This window comes from Streptomyces sp. MS191, from assembly GCF_008042125.1.
GTDB lineage: Bacteria > Actinomycetota > Actinomycetes > Streptomycetales > Streptomycetaceae > Streptomyces.
This window is the reverse complement of sequence record NZ_RDBI01000066.1, coordinates 424,326-450,014: the sequence shown is the minus strand read 5'-3', so window position 1 is coordinate 450,014 and position 25,689 is coordinate 424,326. Positions and strand designations below refer to the sequence as shown.

21 protein-coding genes are annotated in these 25,689 nt (G+C 72.1%); 8 read left to right on the top strand and 13 right to left on the bottom strand.

Features of this window, described 5'->3' with window-relative positions:
• Positions 1-47: 47 nt before the first annotated feature.
• Positions 48-1,073 (bottom strand): glycoside hydrolase family 18 protein, encoded by a 1,026-nt coding sequence (locus tag EAO71_RS30645; protein ID WP_147981044.1) that lies wholly within the window; start codon positions 1,071-1,073, stop codon positions 48-50.
• A 131-nt stretch (positions 1,074-1,204) separates the two neighbouring features.
• On the opposite strand from EAO71_RS30645, the gene EAO71_RS30640 reads away from it, so the two are divergent.
• Positions 1,205-3,181, top strand: a complete 1,977-nt coding sequence (locus EAO71_RS30640; RefSeq protein WP_147981043.1) for a TPM domain-containing protein — start codon at positions 1,205-1,207, stop codon at positions 3,179-3,181.
• 86 nt (positions 3,182-3,267) lie between these two features.
• Complete coding sequence (locus EAO71_RS30635) at positions 3,268-3,975, top strand: PspA/IM30 family protein (protein WP_147981042.1); 708 nt, start codon at positions 3,268-3,270, stop codon at positions 3,973-3,975.
• Between the two features lie 104 nt (positions 3,976-4,079).
• Here the strand turns inward: EAO71_RS30635 and EAO71_RS30630 are convergent, their stop codons facing one another.
• The 6 genes from EAO71_RS30630 to EAO71_RS30605 all read right to left on the bottom strand — a co-directional run bounded on the left by EAO71_RS30630 (position 4,080) and on the right by EAO71_RS30605 (position 11,036).
• Entirely contained in the window at positions 4,080-6,644 is a 2,565-nt protein-coding gene (locus tag EAO71_RS30630) for a SpoIIE family protein phosphatase (protein WP_187282907.1), read from the bottom strand.
• Between the two features lie 177 nt (positions 6,645-6,821).
• The gene (locus EAO71_RS30625) at positions 6,822-7,244 is read right to left on the bottom strand and encodes an ATP-binding protein (protein WP_147981040.1); all 423 of its coding nucleotides are present in this window, start codon (positions 7,242-7,244) and stop codon (positions 6,822-6,824) included.
• Between the two features lie 196 nt (positions 7,245-7,440).
• The gene (locus EAO71_RS30620; protein WP_147981039.1) at positions 7,441-7,872 is read right to left on the bottom strand and encodes a (deoxy)nucleoside triphosphate pyrophosphohydrolase; all 432 of its coding nucleotides are present in this window, start codon (positions 7,870-7,872) and stop codon (positions 7,441-7,443) included.
• Positions 7,873-7,958: 86 nt separating this feature from the next.
• The gene (locus EAO71_RS30615; RefSeq protein ID WP_147981038.1) at positions 7,959-8,138 is read right to left on the bottom strand and encodes an SPOR domain-containing protein; all 180 of its coding nucleotides are present in this window, start codon (positions 8,136-8,138) and stop codon (positions 7,959-7,961) included.
• Positions 8,139-8,294: 156 nt separating this feature from the next.
• Entirely contained in the window at positions 8,295-10,037 is a 1,743-nt protein-coding gene (locus EAO71_RS30610) for a purine-cytosine permease family protein (protein WP_147981037.1), read from the bottom strand.
• 246 nt (positions 10,038-10,283) lie between these two features.
• Positions 10,284-11,036, bottom strand: coding sequence for a GntR family transcriptional regulator (locus EAO71_RS30605; RefSeq protein ID WP_147981036.1), 753 nt, complete (start codon positions 11,034-11,036; stop codon positions 10,284-10,286).
• Between the two features lie 214 nt (positions 11,037-11,250).
• Between EAO71_RS30605 and EAO71_RS30600 the strand changes: the two genes are divergently transcribed.
• The gene (locus EAO71_RS30600) at positions 11,251-12,591 is read left to right on the top strand and encodes a glycoside hydrolase family 18 protein (protein ID WP_147981035.1); all 1,341 of its coding nucleotides are present in this window, start codon (positions 11,251-11,253) and stop codon (positions 12,589-12,591) included.
• A 216-nt stretch (positions 12,592-12,807) separates the two neighbouring features.
• Here EAO71_RS30600 and EAO71_RS30595 read toward each other — a convergent pair whose 3' ends face one another.
• Entirely contained in the window at positions 12,808-14,031 is a 1,224-nt protein-coding gene (locus tag EAO71_RS30595) for a DUF4190 domain-containing protein (RefSeq protein ID WP_147981034.1), read from the bottom strand.
• Positions 14,032-14,180: 149 nt separating this feature from the next.
• Positions 14,181-15,752: a S8 family peptidase gene (locus EAO71_RS30590; protein ID WP_147981033.1), complete on the bottom strand. Its 1,572-nt coding sequence runs from the start codon at positions 15,750-15,752 to the stop codon at positions 14,181-14,183.
• 192 nt (positions 15,753-15,944) lie between these two features.
• Here EAO71_RS30590 and EAO71_RS30585 point away from each other — a divergent pair, with 192 nt between their 5' ends.
• Positions 15,945-17,111 carry a threonine synthase gene (locus tag EAO71_RS30585; protein WP_147981032.1) on the top strand — a complete coding sequence of 389 codons (1,167 nt, stop codon included), beginning with the start codon at positions 15,945-15,947 and terminating at the stop codon, positions 17,109-17,111.
• A 64-nt stretch (positions 17,112-17,175) separates the two neighbouring features.
• Here EAO71_RS30585 and EAO71_RS30580 read toward each other — a convergent pair whose 3' ends face one another.
• A complete protein-coding gene (locus tag EAO71_RS30580; RefSeq protein ID WP_147981031.1) occupies positions 17,176-17,658 on the bottom strand; it encodes a cupin domain-containing protein in 483 nt (160 codons plus the stop codon).
• Positions 17,659-17,802: 144 nt separating this feature from the next.
• On the opposite strand from EAO71_RS30580, the gene EAO71_RS30575 reads away from it, so the two are divergent.
• Positions 17,803-18,237: an ester cyclase gene (locus tag EAO71_RS30575; RefSeq protein WP_147981030.1), complete on the top strand. Its 435-nt coding sequence runs from the start codon at positions 17,803-17,805 to the stop codon at positions 18,235-18,237.
• 121 nt (positions 18,238-18,358) lie between these two features.
• On the opposite strand, the gene EAO71_RS30570 is transcribed toward EAO71_RS30575, so the two are convergent.
• Positions 18,359-20,569: a DEAD/DEAH box helicase gene (locus tag EAO71_RS30570; protein ID WP_187282887.1), complete on the bottom strand. Its 2,211-nt coding sequence runs from the start codon at positions 20,567-20,569 to the stop codon at positions 18,359-18,361.
• Between the two features lie 236 nt (positions 20,570-20,805).
• Here EAO71_RS30570 and EAO71_RS30565 point away from each other — a divergent pair, with 236 nt between their 5' ends.
• Positions 20,806-21,078, top strand: a complete 273-nt coding sequence (locus tag EAO71_RS30565; RefSeq protein ID WP_147981029.1) for a hypothetical protein — start codon at positions 20,806-20,808, stop codon at positions 21,076-21,078.
• A gap of 165 nt (positions 21,079-21,243) precedes the next feature.
• Here the strand turns inward: EAO71_RS30565 and EAO71_RS30560 are convergent, their stop codons facing one another.
• Entirely contained in the window at positions 21,244-21,498 is a 255-nt protein-coding gene (locus EAO71_RS30560) for a Txe/YoeB family addiction module toxin (protein WP_147981028.1), read from the bottom strand.
• Positions 21,495-21,776, bottom strand: a complete 282-nt coding sequence (locus EAO71_RS30555) for a type II toxin-antitoxin system Phd/YefM family antitoxin (RefSeq protein ID WP_147981027.1) — start codon at positions 21,774-21,776, stop codon at positions 21,495-21,497. Before EAO71_RS30555 ends, EAO71_RS30560 begins: the two co-directional genes overlap by 4 nt.
• A 254-nt stretch (positions 21,777-22,030) precedes the next feature.
• Between EAO71_RS30555 and EAO71_RS30550 the strand changes: the two genes are divergently transcribed.
• Both EAO71_RS30550 and EAO71_RS30545 read left to right on the top strand, forming a co-directional pair.
• A complete protein-coding gene (locus EAO71_RS30550) occupies positions 22,031-23,227 on the top strand; it encodes a tyrosine-type recombinase/integrase (protein WP_187282886.1) in 1,197 nt (398 codons plus the stop codon).
• Between the two features lie 187 nt (positions 23,228-23,414).
• Positions 23,415-25,682 carry a tyrosine-type recombinase/integrase gene (locus EAO71_RS30545; protein ID WP_315986621.1) on the top strand — a complete coding sequence of 756 codons (2,268 nt, stop codon included), beginning with the start codon at positions 23,415-23,417 and terminating at the stop codon, positions 25,680-25,682.
• Positions 25,683-25,689 lie beyond the last annotated feature (7 nt).

Sequence of the window (25,689 nt, the reverse complement as noted above, 5' to 3'; positions counted from 1 at the left end):
CCCGGGCGCGGGGAGGCGCCCGGGCCGGCGCGGCGCGGGCGGCGGCGTCAGTGCCAGCCCGCGCGGTAGGCCGCCCAGTCGCCCTCCTCCGCCGCGAAGTCGACGTAGAGCGCCACGCCGAAGCGGGCCCGGTCGGCGTCCGTGCGCCCGAGGCCCAGCCGGGTGCCGCGGACGGCGGCCTCGACCGTCTCCGCGGACTCGTGGTGCCCGAGGTCGTCCTCGTGGAAGAAGGGCAGGCCCATCAGCAGGTCGGTGTCCTCGGGGGTGACCTCCAGGGCCAGGCTGGTCTGCTGGGCGACGTATCCGCCGTACATCCCCTCCAGCGGCATCCAGGTGTCGTACGACATCACGGCGATCTGGTCGACCCGCCGGGCGACCTGCCCGAAGAACTCCTGCGACCACCACTTCTCGCTGCCGCTCATCGCGCCCAGCACGGAGTGCGCGGCCGGCAGCGGGTCGATCTGGTGCGCGGCCACCGAGAGCTGCGCCCCGCGGGGCCCGGTCAGCGCGCCGAGGTCGTCCAGGAGCGAGAGGTAGTGCGCGTCGTCCGAGTGCAGCGGCTCCAGGTCGAAGTGCACCCCGTCGAAGCCGGCGTCCAGGACCTGCCGGGCGGAGCCCACCACGGCCCGGCGCGAGGCCGCGTCCTCCAGCCTCAGCCCGTCGGGGCCCTCGGTGGCCAGCACGTCGCCGAGCCAGGCCTGCACCCGGATGCCGGGCATCGTCCGGTGCACGTTCTCGATCAGCCACTTCGCCCGCGGGTACCGGTCGGCGGGCAGCGTCCCGTCGTGCTCCAGCGGACCCGTGTGGACGTAGAGGTCCCGTATCCCGGTGCCCTTGATCCGGGCCGCGAAGGCCGCGAGGTCGGCGTCCTTCTTGCGGCCGTCGACCCAGGCGTGCCCCAGCCAGACCGCGTCCCTGCCCCGCGACTGCGTGCCCTCCCGAAGGTCGCCCGTGTAGTTCAGCCGCAGCGCGAGCGCGCCGGACACCGGCGGCAGGACCAGCAGGAGCACGAGGCCGAGCACGACCCAGCGCCCCCGCCGCCACCGACCGCGCAGCCGGTCCCGCGTGCTCATCCGTGCCCCCATGTCCGCCCCCGTCCGATGCCGATCACCGCCCCCGGGACGGCCATGGGCAGGGACGCCGAACGGGACCGGACGGTTCCGGTCCGGGTGCGCCGCCCGATACCGGGACATAACCTCCCCCTGTGACGCGAACAGCCACCCGAGCCCTCCTCGCGGTGCTGGTGGCGGCGTGGTGGCTGGTCGTACCCGCCGCGCACGGCGCCCGCGCCGACGACCCCGTCGTACTGTCCCGCGACGGGCAGATCACCGACACGGTGGACGCGCTGGGCGACCGGCGCGGCGAGGTCGCCCGGGCCCTGGACCGGCTCTACGACAACCGGCGGCTCCAGCTCTTCGTCGTCTACGTACGGGACTTCTCCGGACGCTCCCCCCAGAGCTGGTCCGACGCCACCGCCGACCGCAACGGCCTCGGCACGGACGACGTCCTCCTGGCGGTGGCCACCCACGACCGCCGGTACGGCTACTCCGCCGACCCCGGCTCCCCGCTCACCCAGACCCAGCTCGACGACGTGGCGCGGACCGCGATCGAACCGGCACTGCGGCAGAACGACTGGGCCGGGGCGGCGATCGGCGCGGCGGACGGCTTCGACGCCGTACTCGGCGGCCGCCCGATCCCCGCGACCGCCGTCACGCCCGGCCCCGCCGACCCGGGCGGCTCGGCCGACGACGGCACCTCGGCGACGGACCTCGTGCTCCCGATCGTGCTGGTCGGCGGAGCGGGGGCCGTGGCCGCCTACGCCTACCTGCGCCGCCGACGGCGCGCAGCGCCCCCCACGCCCCCGCCGGGCGGGCAGACCTGGGGCCCGCCGAAGGAGCCGGCCCCGATGGGCCTGCGCGAGCTGGACCGGCTGGCCCGCACGGCACTGGTCGCCACCGACGACGCCGTCCGCACCAGCGACGAGGAACTCGGCTTCGCGACCGCCCAGTTCGGCGAGGAGGCGGTGCGGCCGTTCACCGAGGCCGTGGCCTTCGCCAAGGGCGAGCTGACGGCCTCCTTCCGGCTCCGGCAGCAGCTCGACGACGCCTTCCCCGAGGACGACGCGACCCGCCGCGCCATGCTCGACGAGATCGTCGCGCGCTGCGGACGGGCGAACGCCCGCCTGGACGCCGAGTCGGAGGACTTCGACCGCCTGCGGGCACTGGAGCGCAACGCCCCCGCGGCCCTCGCCGCTGCCGAGAGCGCGGCCCTCGAACAGACCGGGCGCGTCGACACCGCGCAGGCGGCGCTGGCGGCGATGCGCGAGCGGTACGCCGAGTCGGCGGCCTCCCCGGTCGCGAGCGACGTCGAGCAGGCCAAGGACCGGCTCGTCTTCGCCACGGCGAACCTGGAGCGGGCCCGGCAGGCGGTCGAGGCGGGTGAGAACGGCCTCGCGGCCGTGCACGTCCGCGCCGCCGAGGGTGCCGTCGACCAGGCGGCCCGGCTCACCGAGGCGGTGGACCGGCGGGCGCAGGAGCTCGCCGAGGCCGTGGGCCGGCTGCCGCACGCGCTCGCCGAGACCGAGGCCGACCTCGCCGAGGCCCGCGGCCTGCTGGCGGGCACGGCCGAGGACGTACCGACCGCCGACCTCCAGGGCCGGATCGCCCGGGCGGAGTCCGTCTCCGCCGACGTCCGCCGCACCGTGGACGCCGGCCGCTACGACCCGCTCGACGCCCTGCGCCGGATCGAGGAGGTCGACACCGCCCTCGACGAGGCGCTGGAGGGGGCACGCGAAAGCGCCTCGGGCACCCGCCGGGCCCGCGCGCTGCTCGACCAGGCGATGCTGACGGCCCGTTCGGCGATCGGTGCGGCCGGCGACTACGTCGCCACGCACCGCGGCGCGGTCGGCAGCGAGGCCCGGACCCGGCTGGCCGAGGCCCAGCGCCGGCTGGAGAAGGCGCGGCTGCTCGCCGACGAGGACCCGCAGAGCGCGCTGGCCGAGGCGCAGCAGGCCGACGGGCTGGCCCGGCGGGCGCAGGACCTGGCCGAGCAGGACGGGCCTCGGTCTCGGCGAGCGCGTGCGGCAGCCGGCCCACGGCCTCGGCGAGCTCCTGCGCCCGCCGGTCCACCGCCTCGGTGCGTGCGGCAGCCGGCCCACGGCCTCGGCGAGGGGTCTGGGTGAGCGGGGAGCCGGGGTCGGCGGAGTAGCCGTACCGGCGGTCGTGGGTGGCCACCCGAGCTGTCATCCGTGCGTTCAAGGAGAAGACCATGACGAAGCAGACGATCCTCGGCCGTGTCACCCAGCTCGCCAAGGCCAACATCAACGCCCTCCTGGACCAGGCCGAGGATCCGCAGAAGATGCTGGACCAGCTGATCCGCGACTACACGAGCAACATCGCGGAGGCCGAGGAGGCGGTGGCCACGACCATCGGCAACCTGCGCCTGATGGAGCAGGACCACCGGGAGGACGTGGACGCGGCCCGGGAATGGGGCGAGAAGGCCCTGGCTGCCAGCAGGAAGGCGGACGGGCTGCGGACGGGCGGGCAGACCGCCGAGGCGGACCGCTTCGACAACCTGGCGAAGGTGGCGCTGGGCCGGCAGCTCCAGTCCGAGAAGGAGGCCAGGACGGCCGAGCCGACCATCGCCGCGCAGACCGAGGTCGTGGACAAGCTCCGCACCGGTCTCGACCGGATGAAGGTCAAGCTCGGCGAGCTGCGGGCGAAGCGCGACGAGCTGGTCGCCCGGTCGAAGTCCGCCGAGGCGCAGAACCGCATGATGGACGCGGTGAAGAGCATCGACGTGCTCGATCCGACGAGCGAGCTGAGCCGCTTCGAGGACAAGGTGCGGCGCGAGGAGGCGAAGGCGATGGGCAAGCAGGAGCTGGCCGCCTCCTCGCTGGACGCCCAGTTCGAGCAGCTGGACGCCCTCGGCGACAGCGCGGAGATCGAGGCCCGGCTCGCCGCGCTCAAGGGCTGAGGGCCGTCCGCAGGGTCCCCGTCCCGGCCGGTCCCGCCGGGCGCGGCGAGCGGCCGGCGGGACGGCGGCGGACCGGCGGCGGGTGCCGGCGGCCGGCCGATCGGTCAGAACATGCTCAGCAGCTGCTCCACGGTCGGCTCCGCGACGCCCTCGCCGTCCGGCAGGGGCAGTTCGAACCAGACGGTCTTGCCGCGCGGGGTACGGCGCGACCCCCAGGCCTCGCTGAGCAGTCCCACGAGCTGCAGTCCGCGCCCGCCCTCGTCGGTGTCCCGGGCCCGGCGGCGCCGGGGCTGGACCAGGCCGGCGTCCCAGACCTCGCAGACCAGTGTCCGGTCGCGCAGGAGCCGCAGCCGGATCTCGCCCTCGCCGTAGCGCAGGGCGTTGGTGACCAGCTCGCTGACGAGCAGCTCGACGGTGTCCACCAGCGCTTCGAGGTCCCAGGCGGTGAGCTGGGCGCGGGCCAGCTCGCGGGCCCGGCCGACCGAGCGGGGTTCCCTCGGCAGCCGCCAGTCCCCCACCGCCTCGCTCGGCAGGCCCTGGATCCGCGCCATCAGCAGGGCGATGTCGTCCTCGCCGTGCCGGGTGTCGAGGGTGGCCAGGACGTGGTCGCAGACGTCCTCGAGCGAGTGCGCCGAGGGTTCGCCGCCGTAGGCGGGCCCCAGCTCGGCGGGGTCGGTGAGGGCGTTGCGGAAGGCGCTCAGGCCCTCGTCGAGCGGATGGTCGCGTGACTCGACGAGCCCGTCGGTGTAGAGGGCGAGGAGCGCGCCCTCGGGCAGCTCGACCTCGACCTCCTCGAAGGGTTCGCCGCCGACCCCGAGCGGCATCCCCGGGGGCACGTCGAGCAGCTCGGCCTCCTCGCCGGGGACGACCAGGACCGGCGGCAGGTGTCCCGCGTTGGCGAAGGTGCAGCGCCGGGTGACCGGGTCGTAGACCGCGTAGACGCAGGTGGCGAGGTAGACCTCGGAGAGTTCGGGACCGCGGGCCTTGTGCGCGCGGGCGCTCTGCTGGGCGCCCGCGGGGGCGCCGAGACCGCGGGCGATCTCGTCGAGGTGCGAGAGGACCTCGGCGGGCTCCAGGTCGAGCTGCGCCAGGGTCCGCACCGCGGTGCGGAGTTCGCCCATGGCCACCGCGGCGCGCAGGCCGCGGCCCATGACGTCGCCGATGACGAGGGCGGTGCGGTGGCCGGGGAGTTCGATGACGTCGAACCAGTCGCCGCCGACCTCGGTGGTCGTGGTGCCCGGCAGGTAGCGGCAGGCGATGTCCAGGCCGGCGGCCTCGGGGTCGCCGGGCGGCAGCAGGCTGCGCTGGAGGATGAGGGCCCGCTCGTGCTCCCGCCGGTAGAGGCGGGCGTTGTCGATGCAGACCGCGGCCCGGGCGGCCAGTTCGACGGCGAGGGCCCGGTCCCGCTCCCCGAAGGGCTCGCTGCCCTTGGTGCGGGAGAACTGGACGAGTCCGACGACGACGTCGTGGGCGACCATCGGGACGACGAGGGTGGACTGGACGAGGCTGCCCTCGCCGCCCGGCACGGTCCGCACCCGGCCGGTGCGCAGGGCCCCGGCGCAGGGCGAGTTGAACGGGTAGCGGTGGACGGAACCGACGTCGACGGGGCCGGTGCCGCAACAGCCGCCGTCGGCGTTCTGGTCGGTGCGCAGCGGTGTGTCGGACACGGCGCTGGCGATGGCGACCCGGCGCAGTTCGGCACTGCCCCCGTAGCCGACGTCGTGGGAGCCGCCCCAGCGGCCGGGCGGGGCCTCGTCGCCGGTCAGGAGCCCCTGGTACAGGTCGACGGAGGCGAGGTCGCAGAAGCCGGGGACCGCGACGTCGAGGAGCTCGCGGGCGGTGGCCTCCAGGTCGAGGGAGTTGCCGATGCGGGCACCCGCCTCGTTGAGGAGGGCCAGGTTGCGCCGGGCGCTGGCCGCCTCGCGGGCCGCGTTGTGGCGGCGGGTCACGTCGATGCCGAGCCCGGCGACGCCGATGGGGCGGCCGGAGCCGCTGTGGACGCGGTAGAGGTTGATCGACCAGTGGCGGCGGTCGGCGGAGCCGGGCGCGGCGCCGACGATCTGCAGTTCGGTGACGGACTCGCCGGTCTCCAGGACGCGCCGGAGGGCGTCCGTCATCCGGTCGGCCTCGGGCCGGGAGAGGTAGTCGTGCACGGTACGGCCGCGGTGGTCGTCGGCCGAGCCGCCGAAGACGGTGGCGAAGCGCTGGTTGGCGCGCGTCACCGTGAGGTCGGTGCCGAAGAGCAGGAAACCGAAGGGGGATTGGCCGAAAATCGCCTGCGAGGCGGCCAGGTCGGTCTCGATGTGCCGCAGGGCCCGGACGTCGACCACGATGCACAGCGCGGCCCGCTCCCCGGAGGGCGTCTCGCTCGGCATGACGTACATCTCGGCGATCCCCTGCGGGCGGCTCTGCCCGGGGATACGGAAGGGGACGAGGCCCGTCCACTCCTTGCCGTCGAGGATCTCCGAGACCCGGCGGCGGCCACGCTCGCGCAGGTCGGAGGGCATGAAGGCCTCGACGGGATCCTTGCCCATCGCCTCCTCGGCGGGCACGCCGAAGAGATCGGCCGCCCGTCGGCTCCATTGGTCGACGAGCCCGTCGGGCCCTATCGAGAAGGAGGCGACCCGGATGTAGTCATAGATCGAGCCGGGCGGGCTGCTCTGCCACATGACGCCGCTCGCCGTCTCAGGTATCTCGCTCACGCGACCGTCCCCTCCAGCTCACCGCACCGGACCGGCCATGACCGCAGTATTCAGCACTACGGCCCCGGACGGCACGACGTTCACGATCACAGGGTGGTCTCGTTCGTTTTGAGCCGGGTCCCCAATGATCGTCCCTTCCCCTAGTTACTCACCAGGCAAGGCCAGCTCGAACCACACTGTCTTGCCCGTCCTTCCTCTGCGGGTACCCCAGCGGCGCGCAGAACAGGCCACCAGCTGGAGTCCGCGTCCTCCTTCGTCCTCGGGACCGGCGGGACGCTCGGTGGGCGGATCCGGAAGAGGATCGGAGATCTCCACCAGGAGACCGGGGTGGCGGGCGGGGTCGTCGCCGTCGGGATGGAGGCGGACCAGACGGACGCCGATGGGGCCCGAGGCGTGGCGCAGCGAGTTCGTGACCAGCTCGCTCACCAGCAGGACCGTGACGTCACCGACGGCCGTGTCGATCTTCCAGGTCCGCAGGGCGTCCCGTACGGCGTGGCGTGCGGTGCGTACGGCATCGGCCTCCGCCGGGAAACTCCATTCGACGCAGTCGTCTTCGGTGTCGATCACACCCGATCACTTCCCCAGCCGTCACCAGAAGGAAGGCCCACGTCCGTTTCGGGGGTCAATCAGGACATACCCGATATTCGGGGCGCGATATCGCGCCCCGCACGGGAGCGGGTGCACGGTGGCACGATCGGCGTAGGGGCACCCCCGCCGACCGAGCGGGGTGCGGCCCGGCGGGCACCCCCGGGTCCGTCCGGGATCAGCCGTGGACGCCGTCCGCCGGAAGGGCGGGCAGCCACCGGGCGGCCTCGGCCACGGCGGGCCGGTCCTGGTCCAGCCAGTCCACGGTGTCCAGCTCGTGGCGGGCCAGCCAGCGCAGCTCGTCGTGGTCCTCCAGCGGGCGCGGTTCGCCGGAGAGCAGCCGGGCGGTCCACACCTGGAGGACGTAGCCGGGCTTCAGCGGCCACTCGCCGGGGATGCGCTCGCCGGGCTCCGTCTCGACGCCCAGCTCCTCGCGCAGCTCGCGGACGAGGGCCTCCCGGGCGCTCTCGCCCGGCTCCAGCTTGCCGCCGGGCAGCTCCCAGCGGCCCGCCAGGTCGGCGGGGGCGCTACGGCGCGCGGCCAGCAGCCGCCCCCGGTCGTACACGGCTCCCGCGACCACGACGACGCGGCCGGTACTGCGATCGGTCATGGGCACGAGCTTAGGTCCTGGCCGGACGGACGGAACCCAGGTACTGGCCGCCCCCGCCCGGGACGGCGAGGCGCGGCCCGCGGGCGTCAGACGGCCGGCTGGCCGATGCGCTCCACCCAGTAGAGCTGCTTGTGTCCGCGGTCGTCGAGGCTGTCGGCGACCTTCTGGGCCTCGTCCCTGGTCGCGTACCGTCCGACGCGATAGCGGTTGCCGTTGTCGTCCTGCCGTATGACCAGCCAGGGAAGGACAGGGCCGTTGTCGGTCATCGGGCATCCCCCTCCGCCGGGCAGGCCGTCTCTAACGATCTCCAGGAAACCGCAGTCTGCATATGCCCGACCTTACGCCTGACCTTTACACAGCGGTTACGGGTTTTCACAAAGAGGTACGGATCCGGCCGGGAACCGACGGAGGGAGGCCGAACGTCACGCCCCGGGCGGCGCCTTGGGCACGGTCGGCACCGGCATCAGGACCGGACCGGCCGCCTCGGGGTCCTTGCGGCAGACGTCGCCGCACTCGGCGTCCAGGGAGCAGCAGAGGGAGCAGATCGGCCCCGACCACACCGGGCAGTCGGCGATGTCCGGGAGCTCGTACGCCGTCTCGCAGACCGCGCAGACATGAGTGGCCGTCACGTCCGGGGCGTCGGCGTCCGTCCCGCCGCCGGTGCCGCCGGCCGCCCGTTCGGGCCCCCACACGGGGTTCGGGCGGGCCAGGTAGTACCGGCCCTTCGTGGCCCAGGCGATCAGCGGGCACAGGACCAGCGCGAGACCGGCCGCGATGAAGGTCGAGAACGCCTCCGCGTAGGCGCCGAAGAGCCCGAAGAAGGCGAGGATCGAGACGGTCGAGGCGATCGTCATGGCGCCGAAGCCGGCCGGGTTCACGGCATACAGGTAGGCGCGCTTGAACTCGATGTACGGCGGGCTCCAGCCGGCCCGCTTGTTGATGACGAGGTCGGCGGCGACGGCGGCGATCCAGGCGATGCCGACGTTGGAGTAGAACCCGAGCAGCTTGCCCAGGGCCGCGAACATGTTCATCTCCATCAGCGTCAGCGCGATGACGAGGTTGAGGAAGATGTACCAGACCCGGCCGGGATGACGGTGGGTCACGCGGGAGAAGAAGTTGGACCAGGACAGCGAGCCGCTGTAGGCGTTGGTCACGTTGATCTTGATCTGCGAGACGATCACGAAGAGGGCCGCCGCGGGCAGTGCCAGCGAGCCCAGCCAGGGCCGAAGCGCCTCGATCTGCGGGGCGATCGGCTCCAGGGCGTGCGTCTTGCCGACGGCCTCGAGGGCGACGAAGGCGAGGAAGGCGCCGCCGAGCTGCTTGGCCGCGCCGATGACGACCCAGCCGGGTCCGGCGGCGAGCACGGCGAGGTTCCACCGCCGCTTGTTGGCCTCGGTCTTCGCCGGCATGAAGCGCAGGTAGTCGGCCTGCTCGCCGATCTGGGCGATGAGCGAGAGGGCGACGCCCGTACCGAGGCCGAACCCGATCCACGAGAACCCCGACCCGGCGCCCTCCGTGCCGCCGAAGGAGCCGAAGACGCCCCAGGCGTCCGGCGCCTCGAAGGCGAGGACCACGAAGGGCAGCACCATGCCGACGATCCAGACGGGCTGGGTCCACGCCTGCACCTTGGCGAGGGCGCCCATGCCCCGGAAGACGATCGGGATCACGATCAGGGTGGTGACCAGGTAGCCGATCTCGACGGGCAGCCCCACGGCCTGATGCATGGCCTGGGCCATGATCGAGCCTTCGAGCGCGAAGAAGATGAAGGTGAAGGAGGCGTAGATGAGCGAGGTGAGGGTCGAGCCGAAGTAGCCGAAGCCGGCTCCCCGGGTGATCAGGTCCATGTCCAGGCCGTAGGTGGCGCAGGCCCGGGCGATGGGGATGCCGGTGAGGAAGATGATCACCGCGGCGGTGAGGATCGAGGCGAGGCCGCTGGTGAAGCCGTAGGTGAAGACGATCGAGGCACCGATGGCGAAGTCGGCGAGATACGCGATGCCGCCGAGGGCGGTGCCCGCCACCGTCGAGGGGGACCAGCGCCGGAACGCGTGCGGGGCGTACCGCAGCGAGTAGTCCTCGCGGCTCTCGTCGGCGGCCAGCCTGGCGTAGCTGCGACGGGGCGGTGGAGTGGGCACGGGGGTGGTGTCGCGCGCGACCGTGTCCGTCATGGGGGCTCCTGTCGTCCGACCGGGTTGCGGATACGGACTCGGAAGGTAGGAGCCGGGCGTGACGGTTCGTCACAGCGGGCGATTGCCTCGCGGTTACGGCCGCCGGGACGCCGTTAACTCGGCGTCACGGGCCTCGGACGGCGCCGTCCGCCCAGCGGTCGCCGCGGGCGGGCGGCTCCCGCGGAGCCCCGGCGGGAGCCGCGGCCTCGGGCCTTCACCGCCACCGGCGGACCGAGGTCCCGCCCGTCACCGCACGGGCAGGTGGTACGCGATCCGGTAGCGGTCGGCCGGGACGACGACGTCGGCGGTCTCCACCGCCCGCCCCGAGGCGTAGTACGTCCGCTCGACCACCATCACCACGTGGCCGGGCACCCCGCCCAGAGCCAGGAGCTCCTCCGCCAGCCCCGGGCGTGCGCCGACCTGCTCCGCCACGTTGTCGACGACGACGTCGATCGCGGCCATCCGCTCGACGACCCCGCATCCGCCGAGCGGCCCCTCCTCGGGCAGCATCACGGGCGTCCGGCCGGTGACCGAGAGCGGTTCCCAGGACGTGGAGAGCATCATCGGCTCTCCCCCGTCCCGGTACACGTACCGCGTGCGCATCACCCGCTCCCCGGGCTCGATGCCGAGCCGCTCGGCCACCGCCGCGCTCGCCGCCTCCTGCTCGCTGCGCGACTCCCAGGTGCCGCGCGCCCCGTCGAGCGCCTGCTCCTGCCGGAAGGGATTGGCGCCGGACGGCGGCCGGTTCCCGGAGCGGGCGATCCGGCGCGGCACCGGCCGCTCCCGCACGTACGTCCCCGAACCCGAGCGGCCCTCCACCAGGCCCTCGGCCATCAGCACCTTGCGGGCCTCCAGTGCGACGGTGTCCGAGACCCCGTACTCCTCGCGGATGCGTGCCTGCGAGGGAAGCCGGGTATGCGGGGGAAGCGAGCCGTTGGCGATCTTCTCCCGGAGATCGCTCGCCACCCGCAGATAAGCGGGCTGCTCACCGAACGTCACAGGACACTCCCCTCAGGTTGACGGACAGCTACAGAGTGACAACCCTCGGTGTCCGCCCGCAAGCATGGGCCAGAGTTTCACTCGAAGTGATGATTTGCCTTTACGCCTGCGCTTACCGCAGGTATGGCCGCAGACCCCTTGACCTCAATGGTCCAGACCAATACTTTCCTGTGAGCACCGCTCCCTTCCGGCACACGCACAGGAAACGAGCCTCATGCGTCGCAGAACCCTCTCCCGGCTGACGATCGCCGCCGCCTCGCTCGGCCTGCTCGCCGCGCTCTCCCCCGCGGCCGGCGCGAGCGCCCCCGCCCACCACCCCGTACCGGACAAGTCCGGGTACAAGCGCGTCGGCTACTTCACCCAATGGGGCGTCTACGGACGGAACTTCCAGGTCAAGGACCTCGACACCAGCGGTACCGCGGCCAAGCTCAGCCACATCAACTACGCCTTCGGCAACGTGGGTCCGGACGGCAAGTGCTTCACCGGCAACGTGCCCGGCGAGGCCGACGCCTGGGCCGACTACGTCCGCCCGCTGGACGCCGCGGGATCCGTGGACGCCGTGGCCGACACCGCCGACCAGCCGCTGGCCGGCAACTTCAACCAGCTGCGCGAGCTCAAGGCCAAGCACCCCGGCCTCAAGGTCATGATCTCGCTGGGCGGTTGGAGCTGGTCCACCCACTTCTCGGACGCGGCCCGCACCCCGGCCTCCCGCAAGGCGTTCGTCTCCTCCTGCATCGACCTCTACATCAAGGGCGACCTGCCCGTCGACGGCGCCCGCGGCGGCGCCGGGGCCGCGGCCGGACTCTTCGACGGCATCGACATCGACTGGGAGTGGCCCGGCTCGGCCGGCGACGTCGACACGGTCTTCCGCCCGGAGGACAAGCAGAACTTCACCGCTCTGGTGCGGGAGTTCCGTACCCAGCTCGATGACTACGCGAAGACCCGGAAGGGCCAGCGGAAGCACTACGAGCTGTCGGCGTTCGTCCCCACCGCACCCGCCAAGATCGACGCGGGCTTCGAGGTCCGCAAGATCATGCGCGACTTCGACTTCGTCAACCTCCAGGGCTACGACTTCCACGGCTCCTGGGAGACGACCACCGCCCAGCAGTCCGCGCTGTTCGCGAAGAACGACTTCAGCGTCGACCAGACCGTCGGCGACTGGCTGCGGCGCGGCGCGCCGGCCCACAAGCTCGTGGTCGGCATGCCCTTCTACGGGCAGGGCTGGACCGGGGTCACCGGCGGCGGCGACGGCCTCGGACAGCCGGCGACGGGCCCGGCCGCGGGCACCTGGGCGGCCGGCTCCGAGGACTACGAGGCCCTCGAGCGGCTCGCGGACTCCGGCCGGTTCACGGTGCACCGCGACCGGAGGAACGGCCACGCGTGGCTGTTCGACGGGACCACCCTGTGGACGTACGACGACCCGCAGGTACTGCGCGCCAAGTCGGCGTACGTGCGGGCCAGGGGGCTGGGCGGAGCGATGTTCTGGTCGCTGGACGGGGACACCCCGGACGGCGAGCTGATCACCGCGGTCGACCGGGGTCTCGGCCGCCGGTGACGGCACCGCGCTGAGGGCACCGTCCCTCCGCGGCGCGACGCTCCCCCGTCGCGCCGCCACGGACCGCGGGCCGGCCCGCCACCGGCGGTGCGGACCGCGACGGCGGTCGGTCACGGGCCGCCGCACCGGGCACACCGTCCCGGCCCGCGGACGACGGGGCCGGGTCTCCCGAGCGGAGACCCGGCCCCGTCCGTACGGACGCCGGCGGCTGCCGGCTCAGGCGTTCGCGCCCGTCTCCGGCCCCGTGGTGGCCAGGCCCAGAGCCGCCCGCACCCGCCGCTCCGCCCTCCACACGGTCAACTCGTAGGCCGCGTCGTAGTGCTCCCAGAAGACGTCCTCGTCGGCCGCCTTCGCCAGCTTGTCCCACTTCGCGGCCGCCGCGTCCAGTTCCTCGGTCAGATCCGCGACGGGCGCCGCGGAGGCACCCGGCCAGGAGTGGCCCTTCAGGCCCCGGCTCGCGGCGGTGAGGGCACCGCGCACCTTGCCCGCCCACGCCTTGTTGCCGTCGAGGTCCTCGTCCGCGTCCTCCTCCGGCTCGCTCTCGAGGGCGTCGCCGATCGAGTTCGTGCTCTTCAGGAAGAGCACCTGGTCGGCGCCGAGCGTGGTCTCGTCCCGGCGCACCGAGCCCTTCATCGGCTTGCCCCCGTCGACGATGAACGAGCAGGTCACGACGCGGTCGCCGGTACGCCAACTGGCCTTGCTCGGGTAGTAGTAGAACGTCCACACGTCGTCCGGGATCGCCAGGTAGTCCAGGGCGTAGGAGTAGCTGATGTCCTCGCAGCGGTCCTCGGCGATCGAGTCGATCTTCGTCTCGCCCGGCCAGGTGGTGCCGGTGAGCTCGAAGCTGCCGGTGACCTCGCCCTCGTGCTCGCGCGCGCAGTCGACGATCCGGACGTCCGACGTGAGCGCCTCCACCTCGCCGTCGACGTCGTAGCACTGGCCCTTGCGCAGCTCGAAGGTGGACTGGGAGCGGCCGGCCTCTTCCATGCCCTTGCGGAAGCCGTCCCACGCCTCGCGGAAGCCCCCGCTGACGAGGCCGGAGACGATCAGCAGGCAGCTGACCACGGAGAGGACGATGCCGGTGACGGCGAGGCCCTTGCCCGCCTGGTCCTTCTTCCTGATCTGCGGCAGCGCGACCAGACCGAGGATCAGGCCGAGGGGCGGGAGGCAGCACACGATGCCGGCGACGAGCGAGGCGACGGCCATGCCGTTGGTGGAGCGCGCCGGAGCGCCGTAGGGGCCGGGCCCGCCCGGACCCCCGGGTCCGTACGGGCCGTAGGGAGCGTACGGACCCGGGGCGTAGGGGCCGGGTCCGTACGGGCCGGGTGCGGTGTGCGGTGTCCCCGCGCCGGGCGCGGCCCCCATCGGGTTCGACGGCTCCGGGGCAGGCCGGCCCTGCTGGGGAGGCGGGGAATCCTGCGGCGGCTGGGAGGGCTCCACGAGTACGTGCTCCTGTGGGGGCGGGGATGCGAACAGGCGATCGGGCGCGCATCGTACGTGGTGGGGGCACGGGGCCGGTACGCCGGGGCGGCCCATGACGAAGGGGCGGCCGCCCACCGGCGACCGCCCCTCGAATCGACCGCTACCGGTCAGAACTGCAGACCCCAGGAGTCGATCTTCCCGGTGTCGTAGTTCGCGTTGTCGCTGACCCGCAGCTTCCACGTGCCGTTCGCGACCTCCGAGGAGGCGTTCACGGTGTACGTGGTGTTGATGTTGTCCGCGCTGCCGCCGGTGCCGTAGGCCTTCAGCGTGTACACCGTGCCGTCGGGCGCGACCAGCTGGACACGGAGGTCACCGATGTAGGTGTGCACGATGTTCACCGGCACCTGGAGCGCGGCCGGGGCGTTGCCCGCGACGCCGCTCACGGTCACCGGGGAGTCGACGCTCGCGTTGTCGTTGATCGCGTAGTCCGTCGTGTTCTCGAACTTCGGACCGGGCGGCGGGGTCGTGCCGCCGCCGACGAAGAGCAGCTTGTTCGGGGAGCCGGTGCCGGGGCTGCCGACGACGTTCGGCGTCGCGGCCGTCGTCAGCGCCGTCGAGACCTGGGCCGGGGTCGCCGTCGGATTGTCGCCGAGGTAGACCGCGGCGGCGCCGGCCACGTGCGGGGTCGCCATCGACGTGCCGGAGATGGTGTTCGTGGCGCTGTCGCTGGAGTTCCAGGACGAGGTGATGGACGAGCCGGGGGCGAAGATGTCCAGCACGCTGCCGTAGTTGGAGAAGCTGGAACGGGCGTCGGTGCTGGTCGTGGAGCCGACCGTGATCGCCTCGGAGACGCGCGCCGGCGAGTAGTTGGAGGCGTTGGAGCTGTCGTTGCCCGCGGCCACCGCGTAGGTGACGCCCGAGGCGATGGAGTTGCGGACGGCCGTGTCGAGGGCCGTGTCGATGCCGCCGCCGAGGCTCATGTTGGCGACGGCCGGCTTCACGGCGTTCCGCGTCACCCAGTCGATGCCGGCGACGACCTGCTCGGTCGTGCCGGAGCCGGAGTTGTCGAGGACCCGGACGCCGACGATCTTGGCCTTCTTCGCGACGCCGTACGAGGAGCCCGCGACCGTGCCGGCGACGTGCGTGCCGTGACCGTGGCCGTCCTGGGCCGTGTTGTCGTTGTCGATCGCGTCGTAGCCGTAGGAGGCCCGCCCGCCGAAGTCGCTGTGGGTGATGCGGACACCGGTGTCGATGATGTACGCCGTCACGCCCTGGCCGGCGCTGTCCGGGTAGGTGTAGCTCTGGTTCAGCGGCAGGGCCTTCTGGTCGATCCGGTCCAGGCCCCACGACGGCGGGGAGGGCTGCGTGCCGCTGACCCTGAAGACGCGGTTCTGCACGACGGAGGCGACCGCGGGGTCGGCGGCGAGCTTCTTCGCCTGCGCCTCGGAGAGCTCGACGGAGTAGCCGTTGAGGGCCGAGGTGTACGTCTTCCTGATCTTCGCGCCGTACTCGGCCGCGACCGCCCGGCCCCGTGCCGTCTCGGCCTGGGCGGACTCGTCGAGGGTGACGATGTAGCTGCCCGCGACCGTGCCGGGGGCGCCGGCGTTCTGGATCACGCCTTCCGGCGCGGTGGGGGCGGCGACGGCCGGCAGCGCCGAGACGGCGCCGAGGGTCAGGGCCGCGACGGCCATGGCACCGGAGGCGGCGAGTCTGCGCCGCGCATCACGCATCACTGACATGTGAGGGGTCCTCCTCATAGGTGGTGCGTTGCTGTGGGGGTACGGCAGGGACATGTCAAAACTTCAACCGGGGAACACCGCGAGATGCCCCACCGGCCGCCCACATCCGGCTGCCGAGCGAAAGATTGACGGATCCATAGGAATCCCACAAGGGTTCCGAGCGCCACGAAACGAGGGCGCCACACGGCTGTCATGCTGATCACCATGACGGCCTACGTGTGTCCCCGCTGCCAGGTCCACGCCCCCGCTGACGCTCTCACCTGGTGTTGTCCGAAGTGCCGGGGACCGTGGGACCTGGAATTCAACAGCGCACCCCTGTCACTCAAGTCCCTGACGTCACGCGTGAATTCATTGTGGCGTTACGAGGAGGCGCTGCCACTGGCGACCGAGATCCCCCACGTGACCCTCGGGGAGGGCCGGACCCCGCTCGTCCCCCTGACCACGCCGGGCACCTCGGCCCTCGCCGCCGCGGACACCGTGATGGCCAAACTCGACTACCTCATGCCGACGTTGTCCTTCAAGGACCGCGGCGCGGTGATGCTCGTCGAACTCGCCCGCCGCCTCACCCGAGGCGGCGGCGTACGGCGCGTCCTCGCCGACAGCAGCGGCAACGCCGGGACGGCCGTCGCCGCCTACTGCGCCCGCGCCGGCCTCGACTGCGTCGTCTACGTCCCCGACGGCACCTCCCCCAAGAAGCTGGAGCAGATCAGGGCCCACGGAGCACGCCTGACGGTCGTCCCCGGGGACCGCGAGGACACCGCCCGCGCGGCACGCGCCGCGGCCGACGAGCCCGGCACCTTCTACGCCTCGCACGTGTACAACCCGCACTTCCTGCACGGCACGAAGACGTACGTCTACGAACTGTGGGAGGAGCTCGGCGGCCGGCTCCCCGACTCCCTCGTGCTGCCCGTCGGCAACGGCACCCTGCTGCTGGGCGCCGCCCTCGCGGTGGCGGAACTCCACCGGCACGGCCTCGTCGACACCCGCCCGGCCCTGGTCGCCGTCCAGGCCGAGGCCGTGTCCCCGCTGGCCAAGGCCTTCCACGCGGGCGCGGAGGAACTGTCGGCCCCCGCCGCGCCGCGCCCCACCCTGGCCGAGGGCATCGCCATCCCGAACCCGCCCCGCGCCCACCAGATCCTGCGGGCCGTGCGCGACACGGGCGGGACGTTCCTGACCGTGACGGAGGACCAGATCCGCGCCGCCCAGCTGGACCTGGCCCGCCGGGGCCTGTTCGTCGAGTCGACGGGCGTCGCCTGCTGGGCGGCCGTGCGCGCCGCGCCTCGGCCGGGCCTGTCCGTCGTCCCCCTGTGCGGCGCGGGCGCCAAGACGGGCCTGGCGGCGGGTGCGGCCGCCCCGTAGCCGGCGGCGGGCTCAGCCGGTCCCGCAGGGGCGGGCTCAGTCGGTCCAGTAGCCGGCGGCGGGATCAGTCGGTCCAGTAGGTGTCGTGCCGGAGGAAGAACTCCGCCCGCTCCTCCTCCGACATCGCCGCGACGGTCGACACCTTCTCGAAGTACTCCTCCCGGGGCGCGCCCGGCGCGAAGAGCAGCAGCATCGAGGCCGGGTCGTCGGAGTCGTTGCGGAAGGCGTGCAGCCCGCCGGTCGGCACGTAGAGGAAGTCGCCCTTCCGCGCGTCCACCCACCGCGCGCCGTCGTACAACCGGACCGTCCCGTCGAGGATGAAGAAGCTCTCGGAGATCGTCTTGTGGAAGTGCGTGCTCGGGCCGCCGGCCCTGGGCGCCATGTCGACGCGGTAGAGCCCGAACTCCCCTTGCGTGGAAGCCGTCGTGGCGAGGTAGTGGGTCTGCGACCCGTTGGCCGCGGTGAGTTCGGCGGGCGTCCCCGCGGGCCGGTACGCCGCGCTGACCTCACCCTTCTCACCGTGATACCTGGGCTCGGGGTACGACATGGGAACTCCGTTCGCATCCGTGGATCAGGCGGGAGGCGGCACCTCCCGAGAGGGCCAACGCCGACTCCCGCCCCGGGCTTCCCGGTGGGAAGATGGAAGGACGAGCGGATGCCAACCACCCGGATCCCTACCAGGAGGTGGATCATGGGAGAGGCGCGCGCGGTCATGGACCGCCTCACCGAATCGCTCACCACGAACCAGGACCTCAAGGTCGTCGCCGACCTCTTCGCCGCCGACGCGGTCGCGATCACGCCGGACGACGGCGAGCTCCACGGCCGGGAGGCGATCGTCGCGTACTGGCGCACGATGACGGAGTCCGTACCGGACGCGACGTTCACGCCCTCGGCGTCCTTCGAGTTCGGCGACACGGCCATCGACGAGGGCCTCTACAGCGGCCGGAACACGGGCCCGATCCAGCTCCCCACCGGGGAGACGCTCCCGGCCACCGGCAAGGAGATACGGCTGCGCGGGGTCGACTTCGCCCAGGTCAAGGACGGCCGGATCGTCAGCTACCGGCTGTACTTCGACCAGATGGAGTTCCTGGGGCAGCTGGGCCTGCTGCCGGAGGAACTGGCGTAGGAACCGGCCGGGCGCGTGACGCGGGCGGTACGCGGGGCACGGACGGTACGCGTGACGCGGGCGGGCGCGCGGGGCACGGGCAGCTTTCGGGGCGGGTTCGTCATGCTCTGACCGGCTCCGCTCACTGCCGCGTCTCGGACGCCTCCGGATCCTTCCGCGACCGGGCGGACTCGGCACCGCTCACGCCCAGCCGGGCCTGCTCCTCCTCGATGATCCGGCGCGCGATGTCGGCGTCCGAGACGTCGATCGCGTCCGGGGTGGCCTCCGCGACCGCGCTGCGGCGGGCGTACGCGTCGAACAGCCGGTCCTTGTCCTCCAGCATCCGCACCATCCGCTCGTCCACCCCGCCGGTGGCGAGCAGGCGGTGCACCCGGACCGACCTGACCTGACCCATGCGGTGCGCCCGGGCCACCGCCTGGTGCTCCAGGGTCGGCTTGATCTGGGGTTCGCAGAGGACGACGACCGAGGCGGCCTGCATGTTCAGGCCCACGCCCGCCGCCTGGATCTGCGCGAACAGCACCGCCGGCCCCGTGACCTGCGTGAACTCGTCGACGAGCAGCTGCCGCCGACCGGGCGGGACGCTTCCGGTGAGCGGCCCGAACAGCGGGCCGTCGTCCGCCGAGCCGGTGTCCAGCGCTTCCCGCACCACGCCGAGGACGTCCTTGAAGTGGGAGAAGACCACCGTCTTCTGCCCGTTCTCGCGCGCCTCGCGCACGATCTCCCGCAGCCGGTTCAGCTTGGCCGATCGCGCGGGGCTCGCGTACGCGGCCCTCCGCATGGCCATGAAGTTGCCGGCCCGCACGGCCTCGCGGTAGGCCTCCTCGTCCGAGGCGCTCAGCTCCTCCCACTCCTCGATCCGCTGGAGACTGGGCAGCTCCGCGAGGACGTCCTCCTGGTTGCGCCGCAGGTACACCGGGGCCACGGCCTTGCGGAAGGCGACCGACCCGGCCGTCGCGTCCCTCTCACCCAGGGAGTCCGCGAGCGCGGGGTCGAGCATCCGCACCAGGTTCCGGAACTCGCCCACCCGGTTCTCCATCGGGGTGCCGGTCATGAAGAGGGTGCGCCCGCAGCGCTCCGTCCACCGGGCGACCGCCTGGGACCGCAGGGTCTTGGGGTTCTTGACGGAGTGCGCCTCGTCGACGACGAGCATCCCGACCTCCCCTCCTCCCGGGGCGGGGAACCCGCGCAGCGCGTCGAAGGTGGTGACCGCGACCCCGCCCCGCCCCTTCCAGTCGGCGAACGCCTCGTGGCGGTCGGGACCGTGCAGGGGCATCACCCGCAGGGCGCTCCGGGCCTCGATCTCCCGGGTCCAGTTGACCAGGACGCTCGCCGGGCAGACGACCACGAAATGGCTCTGGCCCTCGGCGGCGAGATGCGTCAGCGCGGCGATCGCCTGGATGGTCTTGCCGAGACCCATCTCGTCGCCGAGGATCACCTTGCGCTGGGCGAGGGCGAACCGCGCACCGAACGCCTGGTAGCCGCGCAGGGACACGCGCCGGTGTGTGTCGTCCAGGTGCTGGCCCCTGACCCGCTCGGCGACCTCCTCCGGCAGGAAGCCCTCGGCGGCGGCCGGGTCGGGCACCTCGCCGGAGATCTCGGCCAGCAGGCTGTAGTACTCGGCGGACCGGAGCTCGAAGTCGACCCAGGCCGCGACGTCTCCCGCGGACCCGCGCAGAAGGTCCACCGAGGCCTGGGCGAGCAGGCCCGGGATGCCCGCGTGGTCCGCCTCCTCGACCACGGTCCGGAGCTCCCCGACCGCCGCCAGCGCACGGGCCCTGCCGTCCCGGCCGGCCAGCAGCATGCGGACCCGCCCGGCGGCCGGCCCGGCGTCCGCCAGCAGCGGACCGAGCCGTACGGCGAGACCACCGGCGGCGTCGACCGCGCGCCGGGCGTCCGGACCGGCCTCCACCAGGACGTGCAGGGCGATGACGAGCGCGGTGGTACGCGGCTCGGGCCGGTCGACGTCGATGTGGACGGCGACGGTCTCGTACGCGGCCTCGGACAGCCTGCGCGCGGCGGCGAGGATCTGGTCGACGGTGCGCCGGCCGACACCGGGGATCTGCCGCAGCCGGTAGGGGCCGGCGTCGAGCACCTGGCCGACCGTCCGCAGCCCGCTCCCTTCGACGCTCCCGAGCCGCAGCCGCCCCTCGGTCACGTCCTGGAGCCGTGCGACGGGGATGGCGTCGAGCTCCTGCCGCACCGCCTCGTCGTGGAGCGGCTTCAGGGCCGTCCGCACCGCCTGGACCGCCCTGCCGTGGTCGTCGACCAGCGCGCGTGCCGCCTCGTCCAGCCGCGCTCCCCGCGCGACCACGTCCCGCTCGCCACGACCCACGTTCCCCGCCCCTCGCTCACGCTCCCCCGCATCCTCCCACCACGCCGAGGCCACCCGCCCCGAACCGGAGAGCCGGCGTCGCGCGCCCGCCGGGGACGACGGGACGGCCCGGGTCCGGAACCGTGGCGAAATCTGCGCCGCTGAGACGAGGCCGCGGTGACGCCGGGCCCAAGGGGTCACACCCCGTCCCCCACCACCTCTCCCTGTTCGCCCCCGTCGCCTCTACGATCCGGCGCATGATCAAGCTGACCTGGGCCCTGGTGGCCGACCGCATGGACGAGTGGACCGGTGAAGACATCGCAGAGGGCGTGGCCGTGCTCGAAGCGAAGGTGGGTGCGGTCGTCGACGCGAGCGGGATGCAGGAGCAAGCCGTACGACACTGGCGTACGGACTTCCTCTCGCCCGTCGTCGAGTCGCTGCGTACGGAGGGAGCAGCCGCACTCGCACGGGGCGAGTCGTGGAGCAGGGCGGCCGGGCCGTTCCTGGCGTGCGCGTCGCCCGTCGCCTGACTCGCACCCCTTCGGCCCCAGTTCCCCGGGGCTTGCCCATGCGGTGGGTTCGTTCACGAGATCGGGCTCTGGCTCCTCTGGTGTGTTCCCGCCTCGCTCGCGGAACGTGAGGCGGGACTGCCGGCCGGCCGAACCACTCGCCAGGTCACCTGGGCGTCCCCCGTGTCAGTAGTGATACCGGGCCGCGAGGATGACGATCTCCTTGTCCGTGACCAGATAGACGAGGCGTTGCTCGTCGTCGATCCGCCGCGACCACGCTCCAGGCAGGTGATACTTCAGCGGCTCGGGCTTGCCGATCCCCGTGAACGGGTCTCGCTTGACGTCCTCGATGAGCCTGTTGATCCGAGCAAGCATCTTGCGGTCGTTCTTGAGCCAGGACGTGTAGTCCTCCCAGCCCTGATCCTCGAAGACAAGCCTCACGCAGCGCCCTCGACGGGTTCCGCCGCATCGGGATCGATCAGCTCGCGCTCCGAGACGTTGATGTTGCCCAGGGCGTTCTCGTACGCCTTGAGCAGGCGACGTGCATTCGCGGGCGAGCGCAGCAGGTATGAGCCCTCGCGCAGCGCCGCGTAGTCGTCCGCCGAGACAAGTACGGCATTGCCGTGCTTGGACACGATCTCGATGGCCTCGTGATCGTCGTTGACCTTCTTGATCAGCGGAAAGAGAGCCTTGCGCGCTTCACTCGCAGTTATCGACATGGATGACTCCCTCTATCAAGTGGTACCGAATAACGTACCACTGATGACCGTCCGCAGCTCGACCACACGAGTGACAACCCGTCAGAAATCCCAGCACCCTCCCAGCACGGGAAAACGCCAGGGCCCGACTCCAGCGAGTCGGGCCCCTGTGACCTGCGTATCCATAAAGGCGATGTGGGGGATTTGCACAGTTATCTGCACCAACCTCCCTCGTTGACCAGCGTGCTGGACGAGCTGATCGACGAGGAGGGCATGTGGAACTGCGATATGAGCTCATGGAGGGCCGGGCGGAGCTCCCCCGGGTAGGGGCTGTGTTCCCCGCCCGGGGAGTTCACCCGCCGTACGTCGTCGTGAACGCGTACGACGATGAGGTCGAGCCTGTCACGGCCTACCTGCGGGACCTGGCGCTGAACGACTGCAGCGACCTGACCGTGCGGAGTTACGGGTACGGGCTGCTGCGGTGGTTCCGGCTGCTGTGGCTGCTCGGTGTGTCCTGGGAGAAGGCCACCGAGGCCGAGGTCGCCGTGCTAGCGGGGTGGCTGCGGACCTCTGCGAATCCGCAGCGGCGCCGGTCCGTGCTTGGAGGCGGGGCGCCGGGGGCGGTCAACCTTCGAACAGGCAAACAGAGCCTGCGGGCCGGATACGCGCCCAGGACGATCAACCACGCCTTGTCGGTGGTCAGCGGGTTCTACGAGTTCCACGCGCACCAGGGCGCCGGGCCGGTGGTCAATCCGGTTCCGATGTCGCCGCAGCGCCGCCGGGCGCTTGCGCACCGCAGCCCGCTGGAACCGTATCCGGTGGTCGGTCGTGCCCGGTTGCGTCAGAAGGTCGCTGACCGGCCACCGCGGTCGGTTCCCGACCGGCTCTGGGACGACCTGTTCGAGCAGATGGGCTGCGAGCGGGACCGAGCCCTGCTGGAGTTCTACGTCTCCAGCGGCGCCCGCGCCGTGGAACTGCTCGGCGTCGGCGTGGACGACGTGGACTGGGCCGGACAAAGGATCTACGTCATCTCGAAGGGCACCCGGGAGCGCGAAGCGGTCCCCGCGTCGCCGCAGGCATTCGTGCGGCTGGCCCGCTACCTCGACGAGATCGGCACGCCACCGAGAGGCGAGCCGCTGTGGCGTACACGGCGGGGAGCGAGCCGGCCGCTGTCCTACTGGGCGATGCGCCGGGTGATGCAGCGGGCGAACGAGGTGCTGGGCACGAACTGGACGCTGCACGATCTCCGGCACACGGCGGCGTCGCGCATGGCCAACGGCGGCACGCTGACGCCGGTCGAGGTCCAGGCGATCATGCGGCACGCCAACATCCAGACCACCAGCCGCTACCTGACGGCGCGGGTCGAGGAGATCTTCGACAAGCTGACCGAGCACTACGCGGCGCCGAGGCCCCAGACCACGTATCCGACGGGCTACGCCGCCGAGGACATCAAGGCGGTGTTCGGTGGCTGAGCCGCAGGTCAGCCGCACAACAGGGGTCAGCCGCAGGCATGGTCCGGTCGCAGAAGGGATGACCTTCCCCAGCCGGTTCGTCGGCGGACCAATGGAACCGGAGCCGGCGCGGGCATCCACGCCGCCCAGGCCCTTCGGGGACCTGTCGACCGCCCCAGCGGCAGACATCGCACGGCTGGCCGCGGGGGTGAGGGGCGACGCGGCCGAGGTCACCCGCTACCAGCGCGGCCAGGCCACCCGCATGGTGCTGGACTACCTGAGCGGATTCGTCGGGAACACCTGGCAGCAGCGCTGGGACTCCAGCCTCGTCGGCCAGGGTCTGGTCCAGGCAAGCTCGATCGGCTCGCGCCGGTCAACCGGCCTCGCCGTGACGCCCGGTATCCGGGCCTTGTACTGCCTTCGAGTGATCCAGCCGTCCCAGCTGGTCTTCCGCCTCAACACGCTGCAGGGCTTCTCGGCGATGTTCGTCGGGGCCCAGAGCGATCGGCTGCTGGACCAGTACGTCGACCACGTGGCCGCTCTGCCACTGCGTCACGTCCATCAGCGCGATGCCGTCTTGGACCTGTGCAATCTGCTGGCCGCGCAAGGGGTCGCCCTGGCCGATGTCACGCCGGCCTCGGTGTTGTTCTTCGCGCAGGAGAACCGGCGGGCCCGATGCCGTCTCCAGCCGGGGAACACCGTGTCCAACCGGCTGATCGGGCACAGCATGTGGAATGCCCTGCACACCATGGGCCACTTCCCAGCGGACACTCCGGCCACGATGCGGGCGGCCCTGCTGCGCGGGCAGCGGACCATCGAGGAACTCGTCGACCGATACCCGATCCGCAACGCGGCCGTCCGCGATCTGCTGATCGACTACCTCCAGCGGCGCCGGGCCGACAGCGACTACTCGACCATCAAGGCCCTGGTCCTCGCTCTGGTGCATCACTTCTGGGAGGGCATCGAGCGGCTCAATCCCGGCCAGGCTGACCTGCGGMTCAGCCCCGACCTCTACTCCGCCTGGCGCCAGACGATCAAGTTCAAGGACAACGGGCAGCCCCGGGCCGGTCAGGACGGCATCGTCATCACCGTCCGCAGTTTCTACTACGACCTGCACACTTGGGCCGCCGAGGAACCTGAGCGCTGGGCGGCATGGGTCGCGCCCTGCCCCGTGCCGCCCGGAGAACTCCACGGCCTGGGCACCCGCCGGCGCCGGATTAACGAGCGGACCGCCGACCGCACCCGCCAGCGCCAGCCCCTTCTCCCCCTGCTGGTCGCACACGTCGAAGAACGCTACGACCAGGCCCGAAGCCTGCTCGAACGCGCCGACAAGGCCGCGGACAGAGAAGTCTTCACCCACCACGGGACCACCTACCGCCGCGTGATCACCGAGCCCGACTACAAGCTGTTGCGGCACGGTGACCCGGTCCCCACCCGGGTCCGCAACGAAGACAGCGGCCGGCTCATCCACATCGGCACGGACGAGGAAGCGGCGTTCTGGGACTGGTCCAGCGTGGAGGCACTACGGCACTCCGGCGTCCGCATCGAGGAACTGTGCGAGCTGACCCACCTCAGCATCCGCCAGTACCAGCGCGCGAACGGCGAGGTCATCGCCCTGCTCGTGGTGGCACCGTCCAAGACCGACCGGGAACGCGTCATCCCGATGTCCGCTGAGCTCTTCCACGTCATCGCGTCCATCATCCGTCGGCACACCCGCCACGGACGGACAATCCCGCTGGTCAGCCGCTACGACAACCACGACAAGGTCTGGAGCGCGCCGATGCCCTTCCTCTTCCAGAGGCAGAACGGCGCCACCCCCGTGGTCTTCAGCACCGCTGCCATCCAGCGGATGATCAGCCGCCGCTGCGAGAGCCTCGCCGAGACCAACCCGGCCTTCCGCGACGTGAAGTTCACCCCCCACGACTTCCGCCGGATCTTCGCCACCGAACTCGTCAACAGCGGGCTGCCCATCCACATCGGCGCGGCGCTGCTCGGCCACCTGAACATCCAGACCACGCGCGGCTACGTCGCCGTCTTCGACGCAGACGTCGTCCGCCACTACCAGGCCCACCTGCACCACCGCCGCCAGGTCCGACCAACCGGCGAGTACCGCGACACGACCCCGCAGGAGTGGAGCGAGTTCGAGGAGCACTTCGACCGCCGCAAGGTCGAACTCGGGACCTGCGGGCGCCCCTACGGCACCCCCTGCCAGCACGAACACGCGTGCGTCCGCTGCCCGATGCTCCACGTCAACCCCAAGATGATCCCCCGCCTCATGGAGCTGGAAGAGGACCTGCTCGCCCGGCGAGCGCGAGCCGAGTTCGAAGGCTGGATCGGCGAGATCGAAGGCATCGACCTCACCCTCACCTTCCTCCGCACCAAACGCGAGGAATCCCAACGCCGAGCCCAGCGACCCGCGGTCGACCTCGGCATCCCCAAGCCCCGCACATCCCCCACACCACCGGAGGTCCACTGACAAGCCC

Coding starts and splice junctions, on each gene's coding strand:
- EAO71_RS30645 (WP_147981044.1), bottom strand. CDS start 1,073: ATGAGCACGCGGGACCGGCTGCGCGGTCGGTGGCGGCGGGGGCGCTGG.
- EAO71_RS30635 (WP_147981042.1), top strand. CDS start 3,268: ATGACGAAGCAGACGATCCTCGGCCGTGTCACCCAGCTCGCCAAGGCC.
- EAO71_RS30630 (WP_187282907.1), bottom strand. CDS start 6,644: ATGTGGCAGAGCAGCCCGCCCGGCTCGATCTATGACTACATCCGGGTC.
- EAO71_RS30620 (WP_147981039.1), bottom strand. CDS start 7,872: ATGACCGATCGCAGTACCGGCCGCGTCGTCGTGGTCGCGGGAGCCGTG.
- EAO71_RS30615 (WP_147981038.1), bottom strand. CDS start 8,138: ATGACCGACAACGGCCCTGTCCTTCCCTGGCTGGTCATACGGCAGGAC.
- EAO71_RS30610 (WP_147981037.1), bottom strand. CDS start 10,037: ATGACGGACACGGTCGCGCGCGACACCACCCCCGTGCCCACTCCACCG.
- EAO71_RS30600 (WP_147981035.1), top strand. CDS start 11,251: ATGCGTCGCAGAACCCTCTCCCGGCTGACGATCGCCGCCGCCTCGCTC.
- EAO71_RS30590 (WP_147981033.1), bottom strand. CDS start 15,752: ATGTCAGTGATGCGTGATGCGCGGCGCAGACTCGCCGCCTCCGGTGCC.
- EAO71_RS30585 (WP_147981032.1), top strand. CDS start 15,945: ATGCTGATCACCATGACGGCCTACGTGTGTCCCCGCTGCCAGGTCCAC.
- EAO71_RS30580 (WP_147981031.1), bottom strand. CDS start 17,658: ATGTCGTACCCCGAGCCCAGGTATCACGGTGAGAAGGGTGAGGTCAGC.
- EAO71_RS30575 (WP_147981030.1), top strand. CDS start 17,803: ATGGGAGAGGCGCGCGCGGTCATGGACCGCCTCACCGAATCGCTCACC.
- EAO71_RS30565 (WP_147981029.1), top strand. CDS start 20,806: ATGATCAAGCTGACCTGGGCCCTGGTGGCCGACCGCATGGACGAGTGG.
- EAO71_RS30555 (WP_147981027.1), bottom strand. CDS start 21,776: ATGTCGATAACTGCGAGTGAAGCGCGCAAGGCTCTCTTTCCGCTGATC.